Annotated in this window: 24 protein-coding genes; 11 read left to right on the top strand and 13 right to left on the bottom strand. The window is 75.4% G+C overall.

Annotation, left to right across the window (positions count from 1 at the left end; all coding sequences use genetic code 11):
- The first annotated feature begins 5 nt into the window (after positions 1 to 5).
- The 3 genes from BJ968_RS09895 (at position 6) to BJ968_RS09885 (ending at position 2,842) form a co-directional block, all read left to right on the top strand.
- Positions 6 to 815, top strand: a complete 810-nt coding sequence (locus BJ968_RS09895; protein WP_343077934.1) for an HAD family hydrolase — start codon at positions 6 to 8, stop codon at positions 813 to 815.
- A gap of 91 nt (positions 816 to 906) precedes the next feature.
- Positions 907 to 1,938, top strand: coding sequence for a LacI family DNA-binding transcriptional regulator (locus BJ968_RS09890; RefSeq protein ID WP_218884968.1), 1,032 nt, complete (start codon positions 907 to 909; stop codon positions 1,936 to 1,938).
- Between the two features lie 52 nt (positions 1,939 to 1,990).
- Positions 1,991 to 2,842 (top strand): HAD-IIB family hydrolase, encoded by an 852-nt coding sequence (locus tag BJ968_RS09885; protein WP_179751372.1) that lies wholly within the window; start codon positions 1,991 to 1,993, stop codon positions 2,840 to 2,842.
- Between the two features lie 56 nt (positions 2,843 to 2,898).
- On the opposite strand, the gene BJ968_RS09880 is transcribed toward BJ968_RS09885, so the two are convergent.
- From BJ968_RS09880 to BJ968_RS09865, 4 genes are all read right to left on the bottom strand, one after another.
- Positions 2,899 to 3,114: a hypothetical protein gene (locus BJ968_RS09880; RefSeq protein WP_179751370.1), complete on the bottom strand. Its 216-nt coding sequence runs from the start codon at positions 3,112 to 3,114 to the stop codon at positions 2,899 to 2,901.
- 68 nt (positions 3,115 to 3,182) lie between these two features.
- A complete protein-coding gene (locus tag BJ968_RS09875) occupies positions 3,183 to 4,157 on the bottom strand; it encodes a chymotrypsin family serine protease (protein WP_179751368.1) in 975 nt (324 codons plus the stop codon).
- A gap of 115 nt (positions 4,158 to 4,272) precedes the next feature.
- A complete protein-coding gene (locus BJ968_RS09870) occupies positions 4,273 to 4,572 on the bottom strand; it encodes a hypothetical protein (RefSeq protein ID WP_179751366.1) in 300 nt (99 codons plus the stop codon).
- Between the two features lie 49 nt (positions 4,573 to 4,621).
- Positions 4,622 to 5,488: an SDR family NAD(P)-dependent oxidoreductase gene (locus BJ968_RS09865; protein ID WP_179751364.1), complete on the bottom strand. Its 867-nt coding sequence runs from the start codon at positions 5,486 to 5,488 to the stop codon at positions 4,622 to 4,624.
- Between the two features lie 95 nt (positions 5,489 to 5,583).
- On the opposite strand from BJ968_RS09865, the gene BJ968_RS09860 reads away from it, so the two are divergent.
- Complete coding sequence (locus BJ968_RS09860; protein WP_179751362.1) at positions 5,584 to 6,162, top strand: TetR family transcriptional regulator; 579 nt, start codon at positions 5,584 to 5,586, stop codon at positions 6,160 to 6,162.
- Positions 6,163 to 6,179: 17 nt separating this feature from the next.
- Here BJ968_RS09860 and BJ968_RS09855 read toward each other — a convergent pair whose 3' ends face one another.
- From BJ968_RS09855 to BJ968_RS09835, 5 genes are all read right to left on the bottom strand, one after another.
- Positions 6,180 to 6,521 carry a hypothetical protein gene (locus BJ968_RS09855; RefSeq protein ID WP_179751360.1) on the bottom strand — a complete coding sequence of 114 codons (342 nt, stop codon included), beginning with the start codon at positions 6,519 to 6,521 and terminating at the stop codon, positions 6,180 to 6,182.
- A gap of 80 nt (positions 6,522 to 6,601) precedes the next feature.
- Positions 6,602 to 7,192 (bottom strand): bacterial proteasome activator family protein, encoded by a 591-nt coding sequence (locus BJ968_RS09850; RefSeq protein WP_281372694.1) that lies wholly within the window; start codon positions 7,190 to 7,192, stop codon positions 6,602 to 6,604.
- A 24-nt stretch (positions 7,193 to 7,216) separates the two neighbouring features.
- Complete coding sequence (locus tag BJ968_RS26530) at positions 7,217 to 8,050, bottom strand: phosphatase PAP2 family protein (RefSeq protein ID WP_179751358.1); 834 nt, start codon at positions 8,048 to 8,050, stop codon at positions 7,217 to 7,219.
- Positions 8,051 to 8,126: 76 nt separating this feature from the next.
- The gene (locus BJ968_RS09840; protein ID WP_179751356.1) at positions 8,127 to 9,059 is read right to left on the bottom strand and encodes an aldo/keto reductase; all 933 of its coding nucleotides are present in this window, start codon (positions 9,057 to 9,059) and stop codon (positions 8,127 to 8,129) included.
- A 40-nt stretch (positions 9,060 to 9,099) separates the two neighbouring features.
- On the bottom strand, positions 9,100 to 9,924 hold the full coding sequence (locus tag BJ968_RS09835; RefSeq protein ID WP_179751354.1) for an oxidoreductase: 825 nt from the start codon (positions 9,922 to 9,924) through the stop codon (positions 9,100 to 9,102).
- Positions 9,925 to 9,970: 46 nt separating this feature from the next.
- Here BJ968_RS09835 and BJ968_RS26525 point away from each other — a divergent pair, with 46 nt between their 5' ends.
- Both BJ968_RS26525 and BJ968_RS09825 read left to right on the top strand, forming a co-directional pair.
- Positions 9,971 to 11,221 carry a VWA domain-containing protein gene (locus BJ968_RS26525; protein WP_179751352.1) on the top strand — a complete coding sequence of 417 codons (1,251 nt, stop codon included), beginning with the start codon at positions 9,971 to 9,973 and terminating at the stop codon, positions 11,219 to 11,221.
- The gene (locus BJ968_RS09825) at positions 11,218 to 11,724 is read left to right on the top strand and encodes a GNAT family N-acetyltransferase (RefSeq protein ID WP_179756487.1); all 507 of its coding nucleotides are present in this window, start codon (positions 11,218 to 11,220) and stop codon (positions 11,722 to 11,724) included. Before BJ968_RS26525 ends, BJ968_RS09825 begins: the two co-directional genes overlap by 4 nt.
- Before the next feature lie 55 nt (positions 11,725 to 11,779).
- Here the strand turns inward: BJ968_RS09825 and BJ968_RS25600 are convergent, their stop codons facing one another.
- Positions 11,780 to 12,163 (bottom strand): MarR family winged helix-turn-helix transcriptional regulator, encoded by a 384-nt coding sequence (locus tag BJ968_RS25600; RefSeq protein WP_179756485.1) that lies wholly within the window; start codon positions 12,161 to 12,163, stop codon positions 11,780 to 11,782.
- Between the two features lie 139 nt (positions 12,164 to 12,302).
- On the opposite strand from BJ968_RS25600, the gene BJ968_RS09815 reads away from it, so the two are divergent.
- Complete coding sequence (locus tag BJ968_RS09815; RefSeq protein WP_179751350.1) at positions 12,303 to 12,956, top strand: maleylpyruvate isomerase family mycothiol-dependent enzyme; 654 nt, start codon at positions 12,303 to 12,305, stop codon at positions 12,954 to 12,956.
- Here the strand turns inward: BJ968_RS09815 and BJ968_RS23745 are convergent.
- Positions 12,943 to 13,563 carry a TetR family transcriptional regulator gene (locus tag BJ968_RS23745; RefSeq protein ID WP_218884965.1) on the bottom strand — a complete coding sequence of 207 codons (621 nt, stop codon included), beginning with the start codon at positions 13,561 to 13,563 and terminating at the stop codon, positions 12,943 to 12,945. The genes BJ968_RS09815 and BJ968_RS23745 overlap by 14 nt on opposite strands.
- Positions 13,564 to 13,641: 78 nt before the next feature.
- On the opposite strand from BJ968_RS23745, the gene BJ968_RS09805 reads away from it, so the two are divergent.
- The 4 genes from BJ968_RS09805 to BJ968_RS09790 all read left to right on the top strand — a co-directional run bounded on the left by BJ968_RS09805 (position 13,642) and on the right by BJ968_RS09790 (position 17,763).
- Positions 13,642 to 15,129 (top strand): MDR family MFS transporter, encoded by a 1,488-nt coding sequence (locus BJ968_RS09805; RefSeq protein ID WP_179751348.1) that lies wholly within the window; start codon positions 13,642 to 13,644, stop codon positions 15,127 to 15,129.
- A 92-nt stretch (positions 15,130 to 15,221) separates the two neighbouring features.
- Positions 15,222 to 15,536 (top strand): hypothetical protein, encoded by a 315-nt coding sequence (locus BJ968_RS09800; RefSeq protein ID WP_179751346.1) that lies wholly within the window; start codon positions 15,222 to 15,224, stop codon positions 15,534 to 15,536.
- A 44-nt stretch (positions 15,537 to 15,580) separates the two neighbouring features.
- Positions 15,581 to 16,177 (top strand): TetR family transcriptional regulator, encoded by a 597-nt coding sequence (locus BJ968_RS09795; protein ID WP_179751344.1) that lies wholly within the window; start codon positions 15,581 to 15,583, stop codon positions 16,175 to 16,177.
- A complete protein-coding gene (locus BJ968_RS09790) occupies positions 16,174 to 17,763 on the top strand; it encodes an MDR family MFS transporter (RefSeq protein WP_179751342.1) in 1,590 nt (529 codons plus the stop codon). The genes BJ968_RS09795 and BJ968_RS09790 overlap by 4 nt, the downstream gene beginning before the upstream one ends.
- A 28-nt stretch (positions 17,764 to 17,791) precedes the next feature.
- Here the strand turns inward: BJ968_RS09790 and BJ968_RS09785 are convergent, their stop codons facing one another.
- Positions 17,792 to 18,808, bottom strand: a complete 1,017-nt coding sequence (locus tag BJ968_RS09785) for a Gfo/Idh/MocA family protein (RefSeq protein WP_179751340.1) — start codon at positions 18,806 to 18,808, stop codon at positions 17,792 to 17,794.
- Positions 18,809 to 18,895: 87 nt separating this feature from the next.
- Positions 18,896 to 19,960, bottom strand: a complete 1,065-nt coding sequence (locus BJ968_RS09780) for a glutamate--cysteine ligase (protein ID WP_179751338.1) — start codon at positions 19,958 to 19,960, stop codon at positions 18,896 to 18,898.
- Positions 19,961 to 19,978: the final 18 nt, after the last annotated feature.

Below are 19,978 nucleotides of genomic sequence, written 5' to 3'. Positions count from 1 at the left end.
GCGACGTGGGGCTGGAGGGCTTTCTCGTCGCCCTGGACGTCGACGGCACCGTCGTCGACCTGGACGAGTCGATGTCGGACCGGGTGCGGGCGGCGGTGCGGCGCGTCGCCGACGCCGGGGCGCACGTCGTGGTGGCCACGGGGCGTTCGCTGCACGGGACGCTGCCGGTGCTGCAGCGCCTGGACCTGCACGAGGGTTTCGCGGTGTGCTCCAACGGGGCGGTGACGGTGCAGCTGGACCGGGCCGAACCCGAGGGGTACCGGGTGGTGTCGCTGCACACGTTCGACCCGTCGGGGGTCGCCGAGCTGCTGCGGGAGCAGTTGCCGGCGGGGTTGTTCGCCGTGGAGGTGCTGGGCCGGGGGTACAAGCTGACGGCGCCGTTCCCCGACGGTGAGCTCACGGGGGAGATGGAGGTCGTTCCGTTCGACGAGCTGTTCGCCGAGCCGGTGATGCGCGTCATCATCCGCAGCCCCGAGCACACGTCCGCGGAGTTCTCCCGGCTGGTCGACGAGGTCGGGCTGAAGGGCGTGGCGTACTCGGTGGGCTGGACAGCCTGGCTGGACCTGGCCCCCGACGGGGTGACGAAGGCCAGCGCCCTGGAGGAGGTGCGCATGCGGCTGGACGTCGAGCGGGAGCGGACGCTGGCGGTCGGGGACGGGCGCAACGACATCGAGATGCTGCGCTGGGCCGGCCGGGGCGTGGCGATGGGCAACGCCCCCGCCGAGGTGCGCGCCGCCGCGGACGCGGTGACGGGGCACGTCGAGGAGGACGGGCTGGCGCAGGTCCTGGAGGACCTGGTCCCCGCGGCCCCCTGAGCCCCGCCCGGGGCGGGCGCCGCCGGGACCCTGGCGACGGTCCGGAGCGGTGCCCGTGGTGTGAGCGCTGCCGACCCGACGGAGGACCTCCATGAGCGTCGACCGGTCCGACCGTCGCCCGCCGGCGATGAGCGACGTCGCCAAGCTGGCCGGGGTGTCGCACCAGACGGTGTCGCGGGTCCTCAACGACCACCCGAACGTCAAACCCGTCACGCGGCAACGGGTCCAGGCGGCGATCGCCGAGCTCGGCTACCGCCGCAACGAGGCCGCCCGGGCGCTGGTGACCCGGCGCACGGGGGCGATCGGGGTCATCACGGAGAACTCCCCGCTGCACGGCCCGACGATGACGCTCATCGCGATCGAGAACGCGGCGCGCAGCCAGGGGACGTACGTCTCGGTGGCCACGGTGACGCGCTGGGAGGTCGCCACGGTTCGGGCGACGCTGGAGCACTTCCTGGACCAGGGCGTCGACGGGGTCGTGGTCATCGCCTCGCACGACGAGGCCGTGCGCGCGGTGGAGGACTACAGCCGGCGGCTGCCGGTGGTGATGGTGGGGCCCGGCCGGGTCAGCGGCGGGATCCACGCGGTCGCCGTGGACCAGTGGTCGGGGGCGGGGCTGGCCGTCGGTCACCTGCTGGACCTGGGGCACCGCGACGTCGTGCACGTCAGCGGCCCGCGTGAGTGGCTGGACGCGCGGGCCCGCGAGCGCGGCTGGCGGGACGCGGTGCTGCGGGCGGGGCTGGAGCCGCGCGACCCGCTGCCGGGCGACTGGACGGCGTCCGCGGGGTTCGGCGTCGGCCGCGCGCTGCTCGCGCAGCGGGACGTGCGCCCGCTGCCGACGGCCGTGTTCACCGCGAACGACCAGCTCGCGCTCGGGTTGCTGCACGCCTTCGCGGACGCGGGAGTGCGGGTGCCGCAGGAGGTCTCCGTCGTCGGTTACGACGACGTGGAGGGTTCGGAGCACTTCTTCCCGCCGCTGACGACGGTGCGCCCGGACTGGGCGGCGCTGGGGGCGCGGTGCCTGGAGCGCATGACGGCGGCCATGGAGGGGGAACCGGCCGCCGCGGTGCTCGTGGGGGCCCGGCTCGTGCCGCGCGCCAGCAGCGGGCCGGCGCGCCGCTGACCCCCCCGGGCACCGGCGCGGGTCCGGGCGCGGGGGGTGGGAGGATGGGCCGGTGACCTCCGAGGCAGCCACGCTCGACGCGGCCGAGACCGAGTTCGCCCGCACCTGGCGGCTGGTCGCCACCGACCTCGACGGCACCGTCATCCCGCGCGACCGCCCCGTCAGCGACCGCACCCTGGCCGCCTTCGCGGCCTGCGACGCCGCGGGCATCCCCGTGGTCCCCGTGACCGGCCGCCCGCCGCGCTGGGTGACGCCGCTGGCCGCCGAGGCGGGCCTGCGCGGCCAGGTCGTGTGCGCCAACGGGGCGGTCGTCTACGACCTCGACGCCGGGCGGGTCGTGCGCCAGCACGCCATCGCCGTCGACGTGGTGCGGGCGGTGGCCTCGACGCTGCGCCCGGTCCTGCCGGGCATCGGGTTCGCGCTGGAGGCGGTCGTGGGCTTCCGCCGCGAACCGCAGTACGCCACGCGCTTCGACGGGGGCCTGGAGCAGCGGGTCGCGCCCTTCGAGGAGCTGCTGGCCGACGCCCCGCCGGTGGTGAAGGTCCTCGCGAAGTGCCCCGGCGTGCTGTCCGACGAGATGGTCGCCGTCGCCGGCCGCGAGCTCGGCGGCCTGGTCAACGTGACGCACTCCAACGCCGCGGACTCCCTCATCGAGATCATGGCCGCGGGGGTCAGCAAGGCCTCGACGCTGGCCGAGGTGGCCGCCGACCGGGGCGTGGGGGCCGAGCAGGTCGTCGCGTTCGGGGACATGCCGAACGACCTGGAGATGCTGCGCTGGGCGGGGCGCTCCTACGCGATGGCCGACGGGCACCCCGAGGCCCTCGCGGCCGCCGACGCCGTCGCCCCCGACTGCGGGGACGACGGCGTGGCGCAGGTGCTGGAGAGGCTGCTGCGGGCCCGCTGACCAGGGCCCGCTGGTCAGGGCCCGCTGGTCGGGGCCCGCTGGTCGGGGCCCGCGGGTCAGAGCGCGCTGATCCGGCCGACCCCGCGGACGACGACCGGGACGCCGGAGACCTGCTCGGGCAGCTCCGGGTAGTCCTGGTCGTCGACGACGTTGACCTTCACGGCCCACGCGGGGCCGACGTGGGTCAGCCCGATGCCGTTGACCCGCGGGTCGGAACCCACGAGGTCCTGGACCTGCGACTTCGCGGCCCGTGCAGCGTCCCGGTCGCTCACACCCGACTCCCTGGTCCGGTCGGCGGCCGGTCTGCGTGTCCGCCCCGGGGAAGGGGGGAGGGCCGCGCTCAGACGACCAGTGTCGCACCCAGGGCGCTGAGCACAAGGCCGATCGGGTTGCAGAACGTCAGCCCGGCCCCGCCGGGGCCGCCGCGCTCGCTGCCGGCGAACAGCAGCCCCACGGCCTGGCGGGTGTCGGGGCGGTACACCAGGGACCCGGAGTCCCCGCCGGCGGAGAACGCGCCCGCGTCGCCCGTCACCTCGATCTGCCCGTCGAAGCTGACGACGCCGACGGGGTACTGGACGGCGACGTCGTCGAGCTCGATGGCGCTGATCCGGCCCTTCGTCCAGCCCGTCGTGCGGCCCACCTTCTCCACGGCGACCTCGTCGTCGGGTTCGGCCCAGCCGGTGAGGCGGCCCACGGGGTACTCCAGGTCCACCTCCTCGTCCTCCAGCAGGGCGATGGCGGCGTCGACGGCGTTCCCGCCGCCGGCGTCGAGGGCGACGGCCCGCGCGAGCCGCCCCACCCGGTCCGCCGCCGTGCCCCCGTCGTAGGGGCCGGGCTGGAGCACGGGGTCCTGCAGGGCGGCCTGGTCGGAGTTGGCCAGGACGTGGTTGTTCGACAGCGCGTACAGCCCGTCGGAGCCCTCGACCCGCACGAACCCGCCGAGGGTCCCGGCGGTGACGTCCCGGTGGGCGGTGGACAGGCCCGGGTGCAGGGGGCGGGTCCGGCGCCGCAGCGTCTCGGGGGCCCAGGTGCCGGGTTCGACGGGCGCCGTCAGCGCCTGCACGAGACCGATCTCGCGGATGTCGACCTCGTCCCCGGCGGTCCGGGCGGCCAGCTCGCGGGCGCTGTCGGCCAGCACCTCGCCCCGGTTGCCGGAGTAGCGCACGGCCAGGCCGTAGCGGGGGCCGCCGCCCTCGCCGGTGGGCAGGACGCTGATGCCGACGCTGGCCACCCCGGTGGGCTGCTCCAGCGAGGAGGCCTGCACGACCCCCGACAGCAGCCGGGCCTTGAGTTCACGAGCGTTGTCGATGTGCACGAGACGTCCCCCTGTGTCGTTCGTCCGTCACCCGGTGGTCCTTCGGGATGAGCACACCGTGACACCGAGCTCCGACACAAGCCCCCGGGAGCGGGGACGGGGTCGGCGCGGGCGCTCAGTCGACGCCGTAGGCCGTGACGAAGTCCTCCACGGCCCGCACCACGGCGCGGGCGGTGCCCGCGGGCAGGCCGTCCCCGCCCAGGGCCGCCGCCCGCTCGTCCTGGCCCCGCCCCGCGCTCCGGCGGGTCCAGTCGGCCTGGGCGGCGTCGGCCAGGACCTGTCGGGGGACGGCCGCCGCCGGCCCGAGCCGGTCCAGCACCAGGCCCGCCACCCAGTCGGGGTCGAGGCTGCCGAGGGGCGGGGCGAACACGCGCTCGCCCTCGACGTAGTCGCCGCTGCCGCCCCAGTGGGTCACGCGGGCACCGTAACCCCGCGCTGCAACCCCGCGCTGCCCCGCGGGCGCGTCAGTGCCCGAGGACCGACAGGTCCAGCGGGGTGGCGTCCTCGCGGGCGACGGACAGCGACAGCTCCCGCCAGCGCTCGTCCTCCTCGGCGCGGCGGCGGGCCCCGGCGGCGACGAGCTCGACGGCGTCGGCGCCCACGAGCAGGCGCAGCGGCGGTTCGTCCATCGCGGCCACGCGCAGCACGAGCTGGGCGACCTTCGCGGGGTCGCTGGCGGACCCGCCGCCGGCGAGGGACTCGTTGAGCCGGCTCACCCGGGCCATGAGCGGCGCGTAGGCCTCCCCGGCGGGGTGGGAGCCCATGGAGGCCCCGGCCCAGTCGGTCTGCATGCCGCCCGGTTCCAGGACGGTGACCTTGATCCCCAGGCCGGCGGTCTCGGCGGCCACGACCTCGGAGAACCCGCCGACGGCCCACTTGGCGGACTGGTAGGCGCTCAGGCCGGGGGTGGCCAGGCGGCCGCCGCCGGAGGAGACCTGCACGACGTGGCCGCCGCCCTGGCGGCGCAGCACGGGCAGCGCGGCCCGGGTGAGGTGGACGACCCCGAAGAAGTTCGTCTCGACCTGGGCGCGGAAGGCGTCCAGCGGGGTGTCCTCGACGGTGCCGAGGTCGGCGTACCCGGCGTTGTTGACGAGGACGTCGAGGCGGCCGAAGGCCTCCACGGCCGTGTCCACGGCGCGCTGGGCGGCGTCGGGGTCGGTGACGTCGAGCGCGGCGGCCCGGACGCGGCCCCCGGAGGCGGCGACGAGGTCGTCGAGGGCCTCGGGGCGGCGGGCGGTGGCGAGGACCCGGTGACCGGCGGCGGCCGCCGCGGTGACGATCTCGCGGCCCAGGCCGCGGGAGGCGCCGGTGACGAGGAAGACCTGGCTCACGGTCGATCCTTTCGACTAACTGTTTGGTTGACGGTGGGGACCGTACGTCGCCCCGGTGAGCGTGTCAACTGAACGGTCAGTCGTAAGATCCCCCCGTGGCGGGCGACGCGGAGGCGACCAGGGGGCGGCTGCTGGAGGCCGCGACGGCGGAGTTCTCCGCCCGGGGGCTGGCCGGGGCGCGCGTGGACCGCATCGCCGCCGCGGCCGGCTCGAACAAGGCGCAGATCTACCACTACTTCGGCAGCAAGGACGGCCTGTTCGCCGCCGTCTTCGACCGGATCGTGGCGCGCACCACCAGCGACGTCCCGATCGACGTCGACGACCTGCCCGGCTACGCCGGCCGCCTGCACGACTCCTACACCGCCCGCCCCGAGGTGCAGCGCATCGCCGCCTGGCACCGGCTGGAGCAGAGCGGGACCGGCGAGGAGGCCGGGCGCCGCCGCGTCCGCTCCATCGAGGAGTCCAACCGGGCCAAGGTCGCCGCCATCGCCGCCGCCCAGGCCGACGGGCGGCTGCCCGACCGCTGGTCGGCGGCCGAGCTGCTCGGGCTCGTCCTGCAGGTGTCCACCGTGTGGCACACCACCGTGCCCGAGCTCGACGACCTCACCCAGGGCTCACCGCGCCACCGGCGCGACGTCGTCGTCGACGCGGTCCGGCGCCTCCTGGCGGGCTGACCCGCCCGGCCGGACCCTCAGCGCAGCAGCGCCAGCTCCTCGGCCCGCACCACGGCTCGCTCCACGGCGGCCAGCCGGCCGGCGTCCGCCGTCCCCGAGACCCGCACCATCGCCGCGGCCTCGGCGACCTGCGCGCACGCCGTCGCCGTCCGCGTCAGCCGCCGGTGGACCTCCGGGTGCTCCCCGTCCGGCCCGCCGGGCACGAGCATCGCCGACGACGAGGGGGCCACCGCCTGCGCCTGCAGGCACTGGGCCCGCACGGCCCGCGCCACCAGGTCCACCCGCGGCAGGAACGCCTCCAGCGCCTCCCGCGCCGGTCCCGGCGGGGTGCCGCCCACGACCATCTCCACGCGGCGCACCGCGCGGTCCACGGCGTGGTCGGCCCGCGCCCAGACCCCCTCGCCGAGGGGGTCGGGCGCCCGGCGCCAGAACGCGAGCCTCAGAGGTACTGCCCCGTCCCCGGGCCCTGCATGCGCGGCATGCCGTCACCGCGCGGCCCGCCACCGGGCGCGGCCGCCCCCGGCAGCGCCCGGCGCATCTCCTGCAGCTGCGCCTGCGCCGCCATCTGCTGGGCCACCAGCGCCGTCTGGATGCCGTGGAACAGCCCCTCCAGCCAGCCCACGAGCTGGGCCTGGGCGATCCGCAGCTCGCTCTCCGACGGCGTCTGGCCCTCGGCGAACGGCAGCGCGATGCGGCGCAGCTCCTCCACCAGGTCCGCGGACAGGCCGTCCTCCAGCTCGCTCAGCGACCGCTCGTGGATCTCCGCCAGCCGGTTGCGGCCCGCCTCGTCCAGGGGCGCCGACCGCACCTCCTCCAGGAGCTGCTTGATCATGCTGCCGATGCGCATGACCTTCGCCGGCTGCGAGACCAGGTCGGCCGGACCCGGCTCACCGTCCTCGGGCGGCTCGGCGATGCCCATGCCCTGCGGGGTCACGACGACCACGCGGGGCTCGGGGCCGTCCTGGGTCTCGCGGGGGGCGTCGGGCGGGGTCGGGTCCTCGGCGAACCGGTCGGTGGTGTGGTGGGACATGTCCCCATCCTGCCCGCAGCCGTCCTAGCGCACCTCCCGCGGCAGGGCCCGCGCCGCGCACAGCACCGTCAGGGCCATCACGGCCCCCGCCACCAGGTACGCCGCCGTCAGCGGCACCCCACCGGCGTACACCACCACCAGCGCCGCCGCGCAGGCCAGCGGCACGACCACCGCCAGCGACACCAGCGCCCCCGCCGGGCGGCGGTCCCGGCTCGGCGCCACCTGCACCAGGCAGAACACGACCGACCCCACCAGCGCCGACGCCAGCACGTCGCTCACCCGGTGCCAGCCGTCGGCGATGACGAACGCCCCCATCGCCCCCGCCGCGGCCGCCCCCGCCAGCGCCACCGGGAACCGCAGCCACCGCGGCACCGCGACGAGCAGCCCCAGCGCCAGCCCCAGCACGGCCGCCGTGTGCCCGCTGGGCAGGCTGTTCGACGTCGACCCGTGGTCCAGCAGGGCCGGGCGCTCCAGCAGGACCAGCTTCAGCAGCTCCGTCAGGCCCAGCGTCCCCCCGGCCACCACCACGGCCCGCAGCGCCCGCCCCGGCCGGCCGCGCAGCAGGCCCACCGCGCCCACCGCCACGACCCCCACCACCAGGTGCTGCGGTTCGAGCCGGTCCACGACCGAGAACGCCCACCCCAGCCAGCCCGTCTGCGACCCCCGCGTCGCCACGGCCTCGGTGTGCAGCCGGTTCTCGTGCAGCTGACCCGTCGCCGTCCGCACGCACACGACGTACACGACGCCCAGCGCCACCAGCTGCCACCACGCCCCCGCGAGCGCCGCGAGGGACCACGTCCGCCGGGCCCCCCACGGGTGCGAGGGGGTGAACTGCTGGTGCGCGGCTGTCGTGCTCACCCCTCCACTGTGCGGCACGCGCACCGTCCGCGCGTGCCGCCGGGAGTGCAGGGAACGTGAGCTTCCTGTGCCTCCCTCAGCGCGAGGCGGCGTCCAGCGTCGCCAGCTCCTCGCCGCTCAGCTCCAGGTCCATCGAGGCCAGCAGCGCCGGCAGCTGCTCGACCGTGCGGGCGCTGGCGATGGGCGCCACGACCGTCGGCTGCTGGCGCAGCCAGGCCAGCGCCACCGAGGCGACCTGCACGCCGTGGGCGGCGGCGACGGAGTCCAGCGCCTCCAGGACCCGCGGCCCGCGGGGGTCGTCGAGGTACTTCGCGGCGCCGGCCCGGCGCTGGGACTCGGCGAGCTGCCCGGGGCGGTACTTGCCGGTGAGGAACCCCGACGCCAGCGAGTAGTAGGGCAGCGAGGCCAGGCCGTTGGCCTCCACGACGGGCAGTGCGTCCTGCTCGTACTCCGCGCGCTCGACGAGGTTGTAGTGGTTCTGCACCGCGGCGTAGCTGGCGAACCCCTCCCGGCGGGAGGTCTCCAGCGCTTCGGTGAGCCGGGCGCCGGTGTAGTTCGACGCACCGATCGCGCGGACCTTGCCGGCCGTCACGAGCTCGTCGAACGCGCCGAGGGTCTCGGCCAGCTCCACGGTGCGGTCGTCCTGGTGGGCCCAGTACAGGTCGATCCGGTCGGTCTGCAGCCGCTGCAGCGACTCGTCGACCGCCTTGGCGATGTTGTCCGCCGACAGGCCCTTGCGGTCCTCCTTGCTGGCGACCTTCGTCGCGATGACGACCTGGTCGCGCTTGCCGGTCTTGGCCAGCCAGGTGCCGATGATGGTCTCGGAGATCCCGGCGCCGCCGTCGGACCAGGCCGAGTACACGTCGGCGGTGTCGATGAAGTCGCCGCCGCCCTCGACGAAGGCGTCGAGGACGGCGTGCGAGGTGGCTTCGTCCGCGGTCCAGCCGAAGACGTTCCCGCCCAGGTTCAGCGGGCGCACGTCGAGGTCCGAGGTTCCGATGCGTGTCATGGCGTCAGGCAACCACAGGTCCCCCGACCCGGCACGGGGATCAGAAGTCGGTGCTGGTGCTCAGCTCCCGCCACACGTTGACCTCCGCGACGCGCTCCTTCAAGACGGCCTCGATCGAGGCCAGCGCGTCCGAACCCAGGAAGATCGACGACGGCGGGTTCTCCGCCTCGGCCAGGGCGATCATCGCCTCGGCCGCCTTCGCCGGGTCGCCCGGCTGCGTCCCGTGGACGGTGTCGTTCTCGATGCGCCGCTGGCCCGCCGTGTCGGCGTAGTCGGCGATGGGCTCGGGCGACTGCGTCAGCGACCGCCCCGCGAAGTCCGTCCGGAACCCGCCCGGTGCCACGATCGTCACCGAGATCCCCAGCGGCGCGAGCTCCTGGCGCAGCGACCGCGACATCGCCTCCAGGGCCGCCTTCGCGGCCGCGTAGTACCCCGACCCCGGCGGGCAGACGTGCGCGCCGATCGAGGACACGTTCAGCACGGCCCCGCTGCGCCGCGCCCGCATCCCCGGCAGCGCGGCCTTCAGGACCGACGCCGCCCCGAAGACGTGCGTCGCGAACAGGGTCTGCACGTCCGCGTCGACGCCCTCCTCCACGGCCGCGCGGTACCCGTAACCGGCGTTGTTCACGACGACGTCGATCCCGCCGAACCGCTCCTCGGCCCGGGCCACGGCCTCGGCGACCTGCGCGGGGGAGGTGACGTCGAGGGACAGCGCGAGGGCGCGGTCGGGGGCGACCTGCGCGATGTCCTCGACGCGCGAGGCGTCGCGGGCGGTGACGACGGCGTTGTGGCCGCGTTCGAGGACGGCGAGGGCCAGCGCGCGCCCCAGACCGGTCGAGCAGCCGGTGATGAACCAGGTGGACATGCCCCGACCCTGCCACCACCCCCCGTCCCTCGGGTAGACAGGGGTCGTGACCACCCTCGCCGAAGGCGGCAACGCACCGATCACCGGGACCACCGTGCGGGTGGGGGTCGACGGGCCCGTCGACGTCACCGCCCTCGTCGTGGACGCCGACGGCAAGGTCCGCGGCGACGCCGACATGGTGTTCTTCAACCAGCCTGCCGCGCCCGGCGTCCGGCTGGAGGGGCGGGCGCTGGCGGTCGACCTCGCGGCGCTGCGGCCGGGGGCCGACAAGGTCGTCGTGGTGGCCAGCCCCGAGGTGGAGGGGGCGACGTTCGCGGGCACGACCGTCCGGTTCACCCTGGAGCACGGCGGGCAGGCCGTCGGGTTCACGCCGTCGCGGCTGGGGCCCGAGACCGTCGCGGTGCTCGCCGAGCTGTACCGGCGCGGCGGCGAGTGGAAGGTGCGGGCCGTCGGGCAGGGGTACGACAACGGCCTCGGGGGGCTGGCGACCGACTTCGGGGTGGTGGTCGACGAGGGACCGGCCGCACCGCCCACCGCGCCCGAGGAACCCGCCGCGCCCGCGGCGCCGACCGTCTCCTTCACCAAGGGCGAGGAGAAGCTGCCCCCCGCGATGCGCGAGAAGCTGAACCTGCGCAAGCAGCAGGTCGCGCTCGTGCTCACCAAGCACCGCGCGGCGGGCCTGCGCTGCCGGGTCGTCGTCGTCCTCGACGTCTCCGGCAGCACCGGCGGCCTCTACCGCCGGGGCGTGTTCTCCCGCGCCGTCGAGCGCGTCGCCCCCGTCGCCGCGCAGGTCGACGACGGCGCCGAGATGCAGGCGTGGGCCATGGGTGGGCGCGCGGAACGGCTGGAGGACATCACGATCGGCGGCCTGCCGCAGTGGCTGGAGCGGTACGCGGCCCAGCGGTACACCGGGGCCGGGGGCTGGAACAACGAGAAGGCCGCCATCGAGGACGTCGCCCGGTTCGTCGCGCGCGAACCCCTCGACATCCCCACCCTCGTGCTGTTCTTCCACGACGGCGGGGTCACCGACAACAGGGGCACCGAGCAGGCGCTGCGCGCGGTCGGGCGCGCACCCGTGTTCTGGCAGTTCATCGGGATCGGCCGGTCGGACTACGGGATCCTGGAGAAGCTGGACACCCTCTCGGGCCGGGAGTTCGACAACACGGGCTTCTTCGCCCTCGACGACCTCGACGCCGTCGACGACGCGGAGCTGTACGACCGGATCCTGCGGGAGTTCCCCAGCTGGCTGCGCGCCTACTACCCGCCGGGATCGGTCGCGCTGCGGGGGCTGAGCTGAGGCCCGAGCTCGTCGTCCCGCGGCTGTCGGTCGCCGCCTCCCTGCGGGCCGCGGCCACCGCCCCGGGGTGGGACGCCCACGAGGCCTACCGCGGCGCCGCGGACCTCGACGACGAGGGGTTCGAGCGGTGGATCGCCGCGCTGCTGGCGGACACCCGGGACGGCGCCGCGCGCCCGGACGGTTTCGTCCCCTCCACGAACCTGTGGTGGGTGCAGGGCCGGGAGTACCTCGGGCGCGTGCAGGTCCGCCACCGCCTCACCCCGCACCTGCGCGAGCTCGGCGGCCACATCGGCTACTGGGTCGCCCCCGCCGTGCGCCGCCGCGGCCACGCCACGGCGATGCTCGCCGCCGCGCTGCCGGTGGCGCAGCAGCTCGGGATCGAGTGCGCGCTCGTGACGTGCGACGTCGACAACGTCGGCTCGCGCCGCGCGATCGAGCGCAACGGCGGCCTGTTCGCCGACCGGCGCGGGTCGAAGCTGCGGTTCTGGGTGCCGACGGGCTGACGCCCCGCCCCGCCCCGCGGCGCCCGATCGCGGGAGCGCTCCCGGTGGGGCCGTCTCACAGGTACGGGTCGGTGATGGTGCGCAGCTCCGTCAGCGTCGCGCGCAGCTGCTCCCAGGCGCGGGGGCCGAGGTGCTCGCGCCACTCGGCCTCCACGGCGGCCAGGGCGCGGGCGGCCACGGGCTGGGCGGCGGCGCCGCGCTCGGCGACGCGCACCAGCCGGGCCCGGGCGTCGGTGGGGTCGGGGGTGCGGCGCACGTAGCCCGTGCGCTCGAGCTGGTCGACGAGGAAACCCGCGGTCTGCTTGGTCACCTGGGCCGCTTCGGCCAGTTCGGTGAGGCGGGTGCCGTCGGGTCCGATGCGCTGCATCACCCGGGCCTGGGCGGGGGTGAAGTCGTCGAAGCCGGCCTCGGCGAGCGCCCGGAAGATCCGGGTCTCCATGGCGCGGTAGGGGATGAACAGCAGCAGGCCCACGTTGAGCGGCCCGGTCTCGTCCGGCACGTCCCAGCTCCTTGCGGAAGTCAGAGTCTCGAACTACTTTGGTCAGAGCATCGTACTTGTTCGGGCGGTGGAGCGGACGGTGGTCACGGTGGACGACGCGGTGTGGCGGATGGTCGGCCGGGAGCGGCTGAGCCTGGCCGACCTGCTGGCGGGGCTGACGGCCCGGCAGTGGGAGCAGGGGTCGCTGTGCACCCGGTGGCGGGTGAAGGACGTGGCGGCGCACCTGGTGATGACCCCCCTGCGCGAGCCGCCGGTCCGCACCCTGGCCGGGGCGCTGGTGCGCCAGCGCGGGCACCTGTGGGACGCCGGGTGGGAGGTGGTCGTCACCTACGCCGACCGTCGTCCCTGCGAGGGGATCGTCGCGGACCTGCGGTCGGAGGCCACCTCCCGGGAACGGCCCGTGTTCGTCCGGGACGCCAACATCCTGTTCGACCTGGTCGTGCACGGGCAGGACGTCGCGGTCCCGCTGGGGATCGAGCGGCCGGTGCCCGCGGACACCGCGGTGGTCGCGCTGGACCGGGCCTGGGCCACGGGCTGGCCCTTCCACGCGCGGCGCCGGCTGGGCAGGACGCGGCTGGAGGCCGAGGACTGCGCGTGGGCCGCCGGCGAGGGACCCCGCGTGACCGGCTCCGCGGGGGACCTGCTGCTGCTCGCCACGGGCCGCACCGGGGCCGCGCTGGAGCGGTTGCGCGGCCCGGGCCTGGACGCGCTGCGCAGCCTCACCCCGCGGTGACCTCGCGCAGCGTCGCGCACGCGCCGCGGTAGACCGCGACGAGGTCGGCGTCCTCCCCGGCGTCGCGCCGCCGCGCCCAGTCGTCGAGCGCCGCGCGCAGGCCGGCGCCGAGGGTCTCGGCGACGACCCGCGTCCGCAGGTCGACGGCGGGGGAGCCGGTGGCGGCGGCGATCCGGTGGAAGAAGGCCCGGGACTGCTCGGCGTCCAGGCGCAGCAGGGCGCTGCGCAGGCCCGCGTCCTCCATGACCATGCACCGCACGCGCAGCATCCGCTCGATGGACCCGACCTCGGCGGTCATCCCCCCCAGGACCCCGGCGATGGCGTCCTCGAAGTCGGCGAGGGTGGCGCCGTGCCCCACGAGGGCCTCGACCCGGGCGGCCACGGCGGCGTCGAAGGCGCGGCTCGCGCCGAGGGCGGCGTCCTCCTTGGTGGCGAAGTAGCGGAAGAAGGTGCGGGGGGAGACGCCGGCGGCGGACGCGATGTCGTCCACGGTGGTGCGTTCGGAGCCGTTGCGGGCGAAGAGGTCCAGCGCCACCTGCTCGATCTCGGCCTGCGTGGCGAGGCGGCGTCGCTCGCGCAGGTCCGGTCCGGTGGTCGTGTCGGTCACGGAACAAGGATATTCGCTGTCGAGTTGGCAGTGACTGCCACTAGGGTCCGGAGCGTCACCACCACGAGGAGTCCCACCATGTCCACGAACGAGGACGCGACCCTGGAAACCGTCGCGCCCGCCCCACCCCTCGACCGCGACCGGCTCGCCCCCGGCGACGCGACCGTGATCGGGCTGCTGCTCGTCTCGGCCTTCGTCGTCATCCTCAACGAGACGATCATGGGTGTGGCGCTGCCGCGGCTCATGGCCGACCTCGGCATCACCGCCGCCACCGGCCAGTGGCTGACGACGGGCTTCATGCTCACCATGGCCGTCGTCATCCCCGCCACCGGTTTCATCATGGAGCGGTTCCGGCTGCGGCAGGTCTTCGTCGCGGCCATGGGCCTGTTCAGTCTCGGCACCGCGATCGCCGCGGTCGCGCCCGGCTTCGAGCTGCTGCTCGTCGGCCGCGTCGTGCAGGCCAGCGGCACTGCCGTCATGATGCCGCTGCTCATGACGACGGCCATGACGCTCGTGCCCCCCGCCAGCCGCGGCAAGACCATGGGCATGATCTCCGTCGTCATCTCCGTCGCCCCCGCCATCGGGCCGACGATCTCCGGGATCATCCTCAACTCGCTGTCCTGGCGGTGGATGTTCATCATCGTGCTGCCCATCGCCCTGCTCGCCCTGGCCGCGGGCACCTGGAAGGTCCGCAACGTCACCGCACCGCGGCACGCGCGGCTGGACGTCCTGTCGCTGGTCCTGTCCGCGGTGGGTTTCGGCGGCCTCATCTACGGGCTGTCCAGCACCGGTGAGTCCGCCTCCGGGCACGCGCCGGTGGCGCCGTGGGTCCCCGTCGCCGTCGGGGTCCTGGCGCTGACCGCCTTCGTGCTGCGGCAGTTCCGGCTCAGCCGCACCGGCGGGGCCCTCATGGACCTGCGGGTCTTCGCCAACCGCTCGTTCACGGTGTCGACCGCCGTCCTCGTCACGAGCTTCATGGGCCTGTTCGGCACGCTCATCGTGCTGCCGATCTTCCTGCAGACGGTGCTGCAGCTGGGGTCCCTGGAGACGGGTCTGCTCCTGCTGCCCGGCGGGGCGGTCATGGGTGTCCTGTCGCCGTTCGTCGGCCGGCTGTTCGACCGGTTCGGCCCGCGGCCCCTCGTCACGCCGGGCGCGGTCGCGGTCAGCGCCGCCCTGTGGCTGCTGACCACGCTGCACCCGGGGACCCCCGCGGGCATGGTCGTCGTGGTCCACACGCTGCTGAGCGCCGGGCTGGCGTTCATGTTCACGCCGCTGTTCACCTCGGCGCTGGGCTCGCTGCGGGCCGAGCTGTACCCGCACGGGTCGGCGACCGTCGGCACGGTGCAGCAGCTCGCCGGTGCCGCCGGCACGGCCCTGTTCGTCACGGTGCTCTCCACGCGCTCGGCGGACAGCCTCGCCGCGGGCACCGACCCGCTGCACGCGGTGGCCGACGGGGTGCAGGGCGCGTTCGTGTGGGGCGCGGTCATCTCCCTCGTCGCGCTGGCGCTGTCGCTGCTCGTGCGGCGCCCGGCCGTGGTGCCGGGGCCGCGCACGCCGACGCACTGACCCGCGCGCCGACCCGCGCGGCACGGACGGCCGGTTCCCCGACGGGGGGCCGGCCGTTCGCCGTCCCGGGGCCGGCGGGGCACGATCGAGGGGTGACCGCACCGCTCCTCACCCCCGACGGCCGGTACCTCGTGGTCCGCGGGCGGTTGTGGCGCCGGTCGGACCCGGCCCTGCCGGAGGACCGCCGGCAGGAGCTCGTGCACGAGCTCATGGCGGCCCGGCGGGCCAAGCGCGACGCGGCCGACGACGACGCGCGCGAGCTGGCCCGGCAGCGGGTGGACGCCGCCAAGCACGCGCTGGGGGAGCGCGGGCCGGTGTGGTGGGACGACGGCGCCCCGGACCTGACCCGGCACCTGGCGCGGACGACGGAGTACGCGGACTGGTTCGCGGAGCAGCCGGACGAGTGAGGATGCACTTGACGCAAACTCTGCACTGAGTGCAAATTGGTGGGGTGACCGGTGCTGAACCCTCCCTGCGCGAACGGCGGCGCGCCGAGACGACGACCGCGGTGGCCCGTGCCGCCCTCGACCTCGCCCTCGCCGACGGCTGGGACGCCGTCACCGTCGACGACGTCGCCGCCCGGGCCGGCATCTCCCGCCGCACGTTCTTCAACTACTTCGCGACCAAGGACGAGGCGCTGTTCCACAACGCCCTGCCCTGGCGGCCGGAGGTCCTGGAGGAGTTCCAGCGCTCCACCGGCCCGCTCCTGGACGGCCTCGAGGCGCTCTTCACCGCCCAGGCCGAGCAGGAGGCGCCCGACCGGGACCGCGCGCTGCAGGTGATGGGCCTGGTCGACGCGGCCCCCGAGCTCCTGCCCGGCCTGCTCGCCCGGATCGCCGCCAGCGAGGCCGTCCTCGCCGAAGCCGTCCGCGCGCGCGAGGGCGTCGACGAGTTCACCGCCCAGGCGATCGCCGCCGTCGCCGGGGCCCTGGCCCGCGTCGGCGGCATGAGCTGGCTGTCCGGCCTGCAACCGGACCCCCTGACCTCCACGCGCGCGGCCTGGGCCGTCCTGCGCGCACTCACCACCACTCCCGGGAGCGACCGATGACCACCGCCCGACCGGCCGAGGAGCCGGGACCCCGCATCGGCTGGATCTTCGCCAGCCTCGTGCTCGTCATGCTGCTGGCCTCCCTGGACCAGACCGTCGTCGGGACGGCGCTGCCGACCATCGTCGGTGAGCTCCACGGGCTGGAGCACATGAGCTGGGCCGTCACGGCCTACACGCTCGCCCTGACCATCGCCATGCCCGTCTACGGCAAGCTCGGCGACCTCGTGGGGCGCAAGCGGCTGTTCCTCGTCGCCATCGCCCTGTTCCTGCTGGGGTCGGCCCTGGCCGGGTTCTCCCAGGACATGCTCCAGTTCATCGGGTTCCGGTTCCTGCAGGGCCTCGGCGGCTCGGGCCTGCTGATCATGTCCCAGACGATCGTCGCCGACGTCGTGCCGCCCGCCGACCGCGCGAAGTTCATGGCACCGCTGGGCGCGGTGTTCGGCGTCTCCGCCGTCGTCGGGCCGCTGCTGGGCGGCTGGCTCACCGACGCCGTCGACTGGCGGTGGGTGTTCTGGGTGAACCTCCCGCTCGGCCTCGTCGCCCTCGCCGTCGCGGCGCTGACCATCCGGCTGCCCCGGCGCCGCAACACCTCCCCGGTCGACTACGCCGGCATGGCGCTGCTGGCGCTGGCCACCACCGGCCTGGTCCTCGTCACGAGCTGGGGCGGCACGCAGTACGCGTGGTCCTCGGCCACGGTCCTGGGGCTGGCCGCCGGCACGGTCGTCGCCGCCGTCGCGTTCGTCCTCGTCGAGCGCCGCAGCCCCGAGCCCGTCATCCCGATGCGGTTCTTCCGCAACCGCACCTTCGTCGTCACCACGCTGCTCGCCCTCATCGTGGGGGCCGGCCTCATGGGGGCGCTGGCCTACCTGCCGACGTACCTGCAGATGACCTACGGCGTGGACGCGACCGAGTCGGGGTTGCTGCTGCTGCCGATGGTCGCCGGGCTGCTCGTCACCAGCATCGGCTCCGGGGCGGTCGTGACCCGGACCGGCCGGTACCGGGCGCTGCCGGTCGCGGGGACCCTCGTGGCCGCGCTCGCGATGTTCCTGCTGTCCACCCTGACGGTGGACACGTCGCTGGTCCTGGTCTGCCTCTACGTCGCCGTCCTCGGCGCCGGCATCGGCACGTTCATGCAGATCCTCGTGCTGGCCGTGCAGAACGCCGTGGGCCCGCGGGAGATCGGGACGGCCACCAGCTCGAACAACCTGTTCCGCGAACTGGGCGTCACCGTCGGGGCGGCGGCCCTGGGGACGGTGTTCTCCCATCGCCTGGCCGAGCGGCTCGGCGGGGCCCTGGGCGCCTCGCCCGACGGCGCGTCCAGCCTCACCCCGGCGGTGGTGACCTCCCTGCCGGCCGAGGTCGCGCGGGGCGTCGTGAACGCCTACGCCGACGCGCTCGTGCCGATGTTCCTCTGGCTGGTCCCGATGTTCCTGGTCGGCACGGTCATCGCGTTCTTCCTGCCCGAGGTGCCGCTGGCCACCACCACGGCGCTGGGCGAGGGGGAGGCCGACGCCGCCGCCGAGGAGGCCGGGACGGTGCCCCCGCAGGCCCCCGGCCCGGCGGGCAGCGCCGTCCCCGCCCCCTGACGCCCTCCACGAGGAGACCGGTGGCCGGTCAGGTGAGGTCGACGGGGACCGTGCGGCCCTCGCGGGCGGACAGTTCCGCGGCGTCGGCCAGCAGCAGCGCGGCGCGGCCGTCCTCGAACCCCGGGCTGGGGTTCGAGGACGTGTCCTCGCCGCGGACCGTCGCGATGAACGCGGCCAGCTCGAGCTCGTAGGCGTCCCGGTAGCGCTCCAGGAAGAACCGGCGGTACGGCTCGCCGGTGGCGCTGGAGGTGGCCGTGGAGGCGCGCACGAGCGTCGGGGTGACGTTCCCGACCTCCAGCAGCCCGCCGGGCCCGAACGCCTCGACCCGCTGGTCGTAGCCGCAGGCGGAGTGCCGGGAGTTGGTGATGGTGACGGATTCCCCGCCCGCCCCGACGAGCGTCACGACCGCGGCGTCGAAGTCGCCCGCGGCGGCGATGCCGTCGCTGAACTGCCGCAACCCCACCGCGGTGACGGACACGACGTCCGGCACGAACCAGCGGGCCGTGTCGAAGTCGTGGATCGTCATGTCGCGGAAGATCCCGCCGGAGACCGCCACGTACTCCGCCGGCGGCGGCTCGGGGTCGCGGCTGGTGATGGCCAGGTGCTCCAGGCGCCCGACCTCCCCGGCCGCCACGCGGCGGCGCAGTTCGGCGAAGTGCGGGTCGAACCGCCGGTTGAACCCCAGCACGACGGGCCGGGGCGCGGTCCGCGCCCGGTCGCGGACCGCGTCGACGCGCGTGATGTCGAGGTCGATCGGTTTCTCGCACAGCACGGCCTTGCCCGCGTCGAGGGCCGCGGTGAGCAGCTCGACGTGGGTGGGGGTGGGGGAGGCGATGACGACGGCGTCGACGTCGTCGGCGGCGATCGCCGCGAACGGGTCGGTCGTGGCGCGCCCGCCGTACCGGGCCGCGGTCCGCTCGGCGCCGGCCGCGACCGCGTCGGCGGCGACCGTCAGCACGGCGTCCTCGCTGCGGTGGATGGACGCGGCGTGGACCTGGCCGATGCGGCCGGTGCCGAGCAGGGCGAAGCGGACGGGCTGGGACATCGCTGTCCTTCCAGGAGCCGGGTCTGGACCGGTCCAAAGAGTAGGGACGCCGCCCGGCCCGGTCAACGGGCACCCCTCACGCGGCCTTCACGCGGCGCGGGTCAGCTCCACCGCCTCCGCGACCATCCCCGCCGGCCCCCGCGCCGCGGTCGTCGCCCGCTGCCAGTCGGTCCCCGTGCCCCGCTCCCACAGGGCCGCCAGCCCCTCCCTCACGACACCCTCGTCACCGTCGTCGCGCAGCGCCGCGCCCACGTGGTCCAGCAACTGCCCCACGACCTCCCGCGCCGGCGCCGGGCGCCCCGTGCGCGGGGAGACCAGGACCCCGCCGAGCCCGTCGTGCCCGGCCCGCCACGCGGCCGCGCGCAGCTCCGCGACCGACACGTCCGGCACGCCCCGCCCGTCGGCCGCCTCCCGCGCCGCGGTCTCCACCAACCCCCGCACCAGCGCCGCCAGCAGCACCGCGTCGCCGACCCGCAGGCACACGTCGGCCACCCGGACCTCCACGGTCGGCTGCGTCGCCGAGACCCGCGCGTCGTAGTACAGCTGCCCCGCGTCCAGCGGGACCCCCGTCGCCAGCAGCCGCTCCGCGGCCCGGTCGTACCCGGCCGCGTCCCCGAACGCCTCCGTCGGGCCCGCCGTCGGCCAGCGGTCCCACACCCGCGACCGGTAGGAGGCGTACCCGGACTCCTCGCCCTGCCAGTACGGGGAGTTCGACGACAGGGCCAGCAGCACCGCCGTCCACGGCCGCACCCGGTCCACCACCGCGACGGCCTCGTCCCGGTCCGGGACCTCCACGTGCACGTGGCAGCCGCACGTCAGCTGCTCGCGGGCCAGCAGCCCGTACTGCTCCACCAGCAACCCGTAGCGCTCACCCGGCGTCACCACCGGGTCGGTCGGCATCGGGTGGGTCGCCAGCGCCAGCAACCGGCTGCCGGTGCCCTCCGCCAGCCCCGCGATCCGCGCCCGCCGCGCGCCCAGGTCCGCCAGCACGTCGGCCAGGTCCGTGTGCGGGGCGGTGCCGCTCTCCACCTGCTGGCGCTGCAGCTCCGTCTGCTCCGCCGCCGCCGCCGCGACGGCGGGACCGTCCAGCCGGGCCCGTCCCGTCCCCGGGTCGACCAGCAGGAACTCCTCCTCCACACCGACGCGTCGCACACCGTGATCGTGGGACGT

The sequence above is a fragment of the Kineococcus aurantiacus genome (assembly GCF_013409345.1).
GTDB classification, from domain to species: domain Bacteria; phylum Actinomycetota; class Actinomycetes; order Actinomycetales; family Kineococcaceae; genus Kineococcus; species Kineococcus aurantiacus.
Note: the sequence above shows the minus strand (reverse complement) of the source record. Positions and strands in the feature narration are given on the sequence as shown.

Bases quoted from the DNA above. Each gene is read 5' to 3' on its own strand.
- BJ968_RS09890 (WP_218884968.1), top strand. From the start codon at position 907: ATGAGCGTCGACCGGTCCGACCGTCGCCCGCCGGCGATGAGCGACGTC.
- BJ968_RS09850 (WP_281372694.1), bottom strand. From the start codon at position 7,192: ATGTCCCACCACACCACCGACCGGTTCGCCGAGGACCCGACCCCGCCC.
- BJ968_RS09840 (WP_179751356.1), bottom strand. From the start codon at position 9,059: ATGACACGCATCGGAACCTCGGACCTCGACGTGCGCCCGCTGAACCTG.
- BJ968_RS09835 (WP_179751354.1), bottom strand. From the start codon at position 9,924: ATGTCCACCTGGTTCATCACCGGCTGCTCGACCGGTCTGGGGCGCGCG.
- BJ968_RS09805 (WP_179751348.1), top strand. From the start codon at position 13,642: ATGTCCACGAACGAGGACGCGACCCTGGAAACCGTCGCGCCCGCCCCA.
- BJ968_RS25600 (WP_179756485.1), bottom strand. From the start codon at position 12,163: ATGGAGACCCGGATCTTCCGGGCGCTCGCCGAGGCCGGCTTCGACGAC.
- BJ968_RS09785 (WP_179751340.1), bottom strand. From the start codon at position 18,808: ATGTCCCAGCCCGTCCGCTTCGCCCTGCTCGGCACCGGCCGCATCGGC.
- BJ968_RS09790 (WP_179751342.1), top strand. From the start codon at position 16,174: ATGACCACCGCCCGACCGGCCGAGGAGCCGGGACCCCGCATCGGCTGG.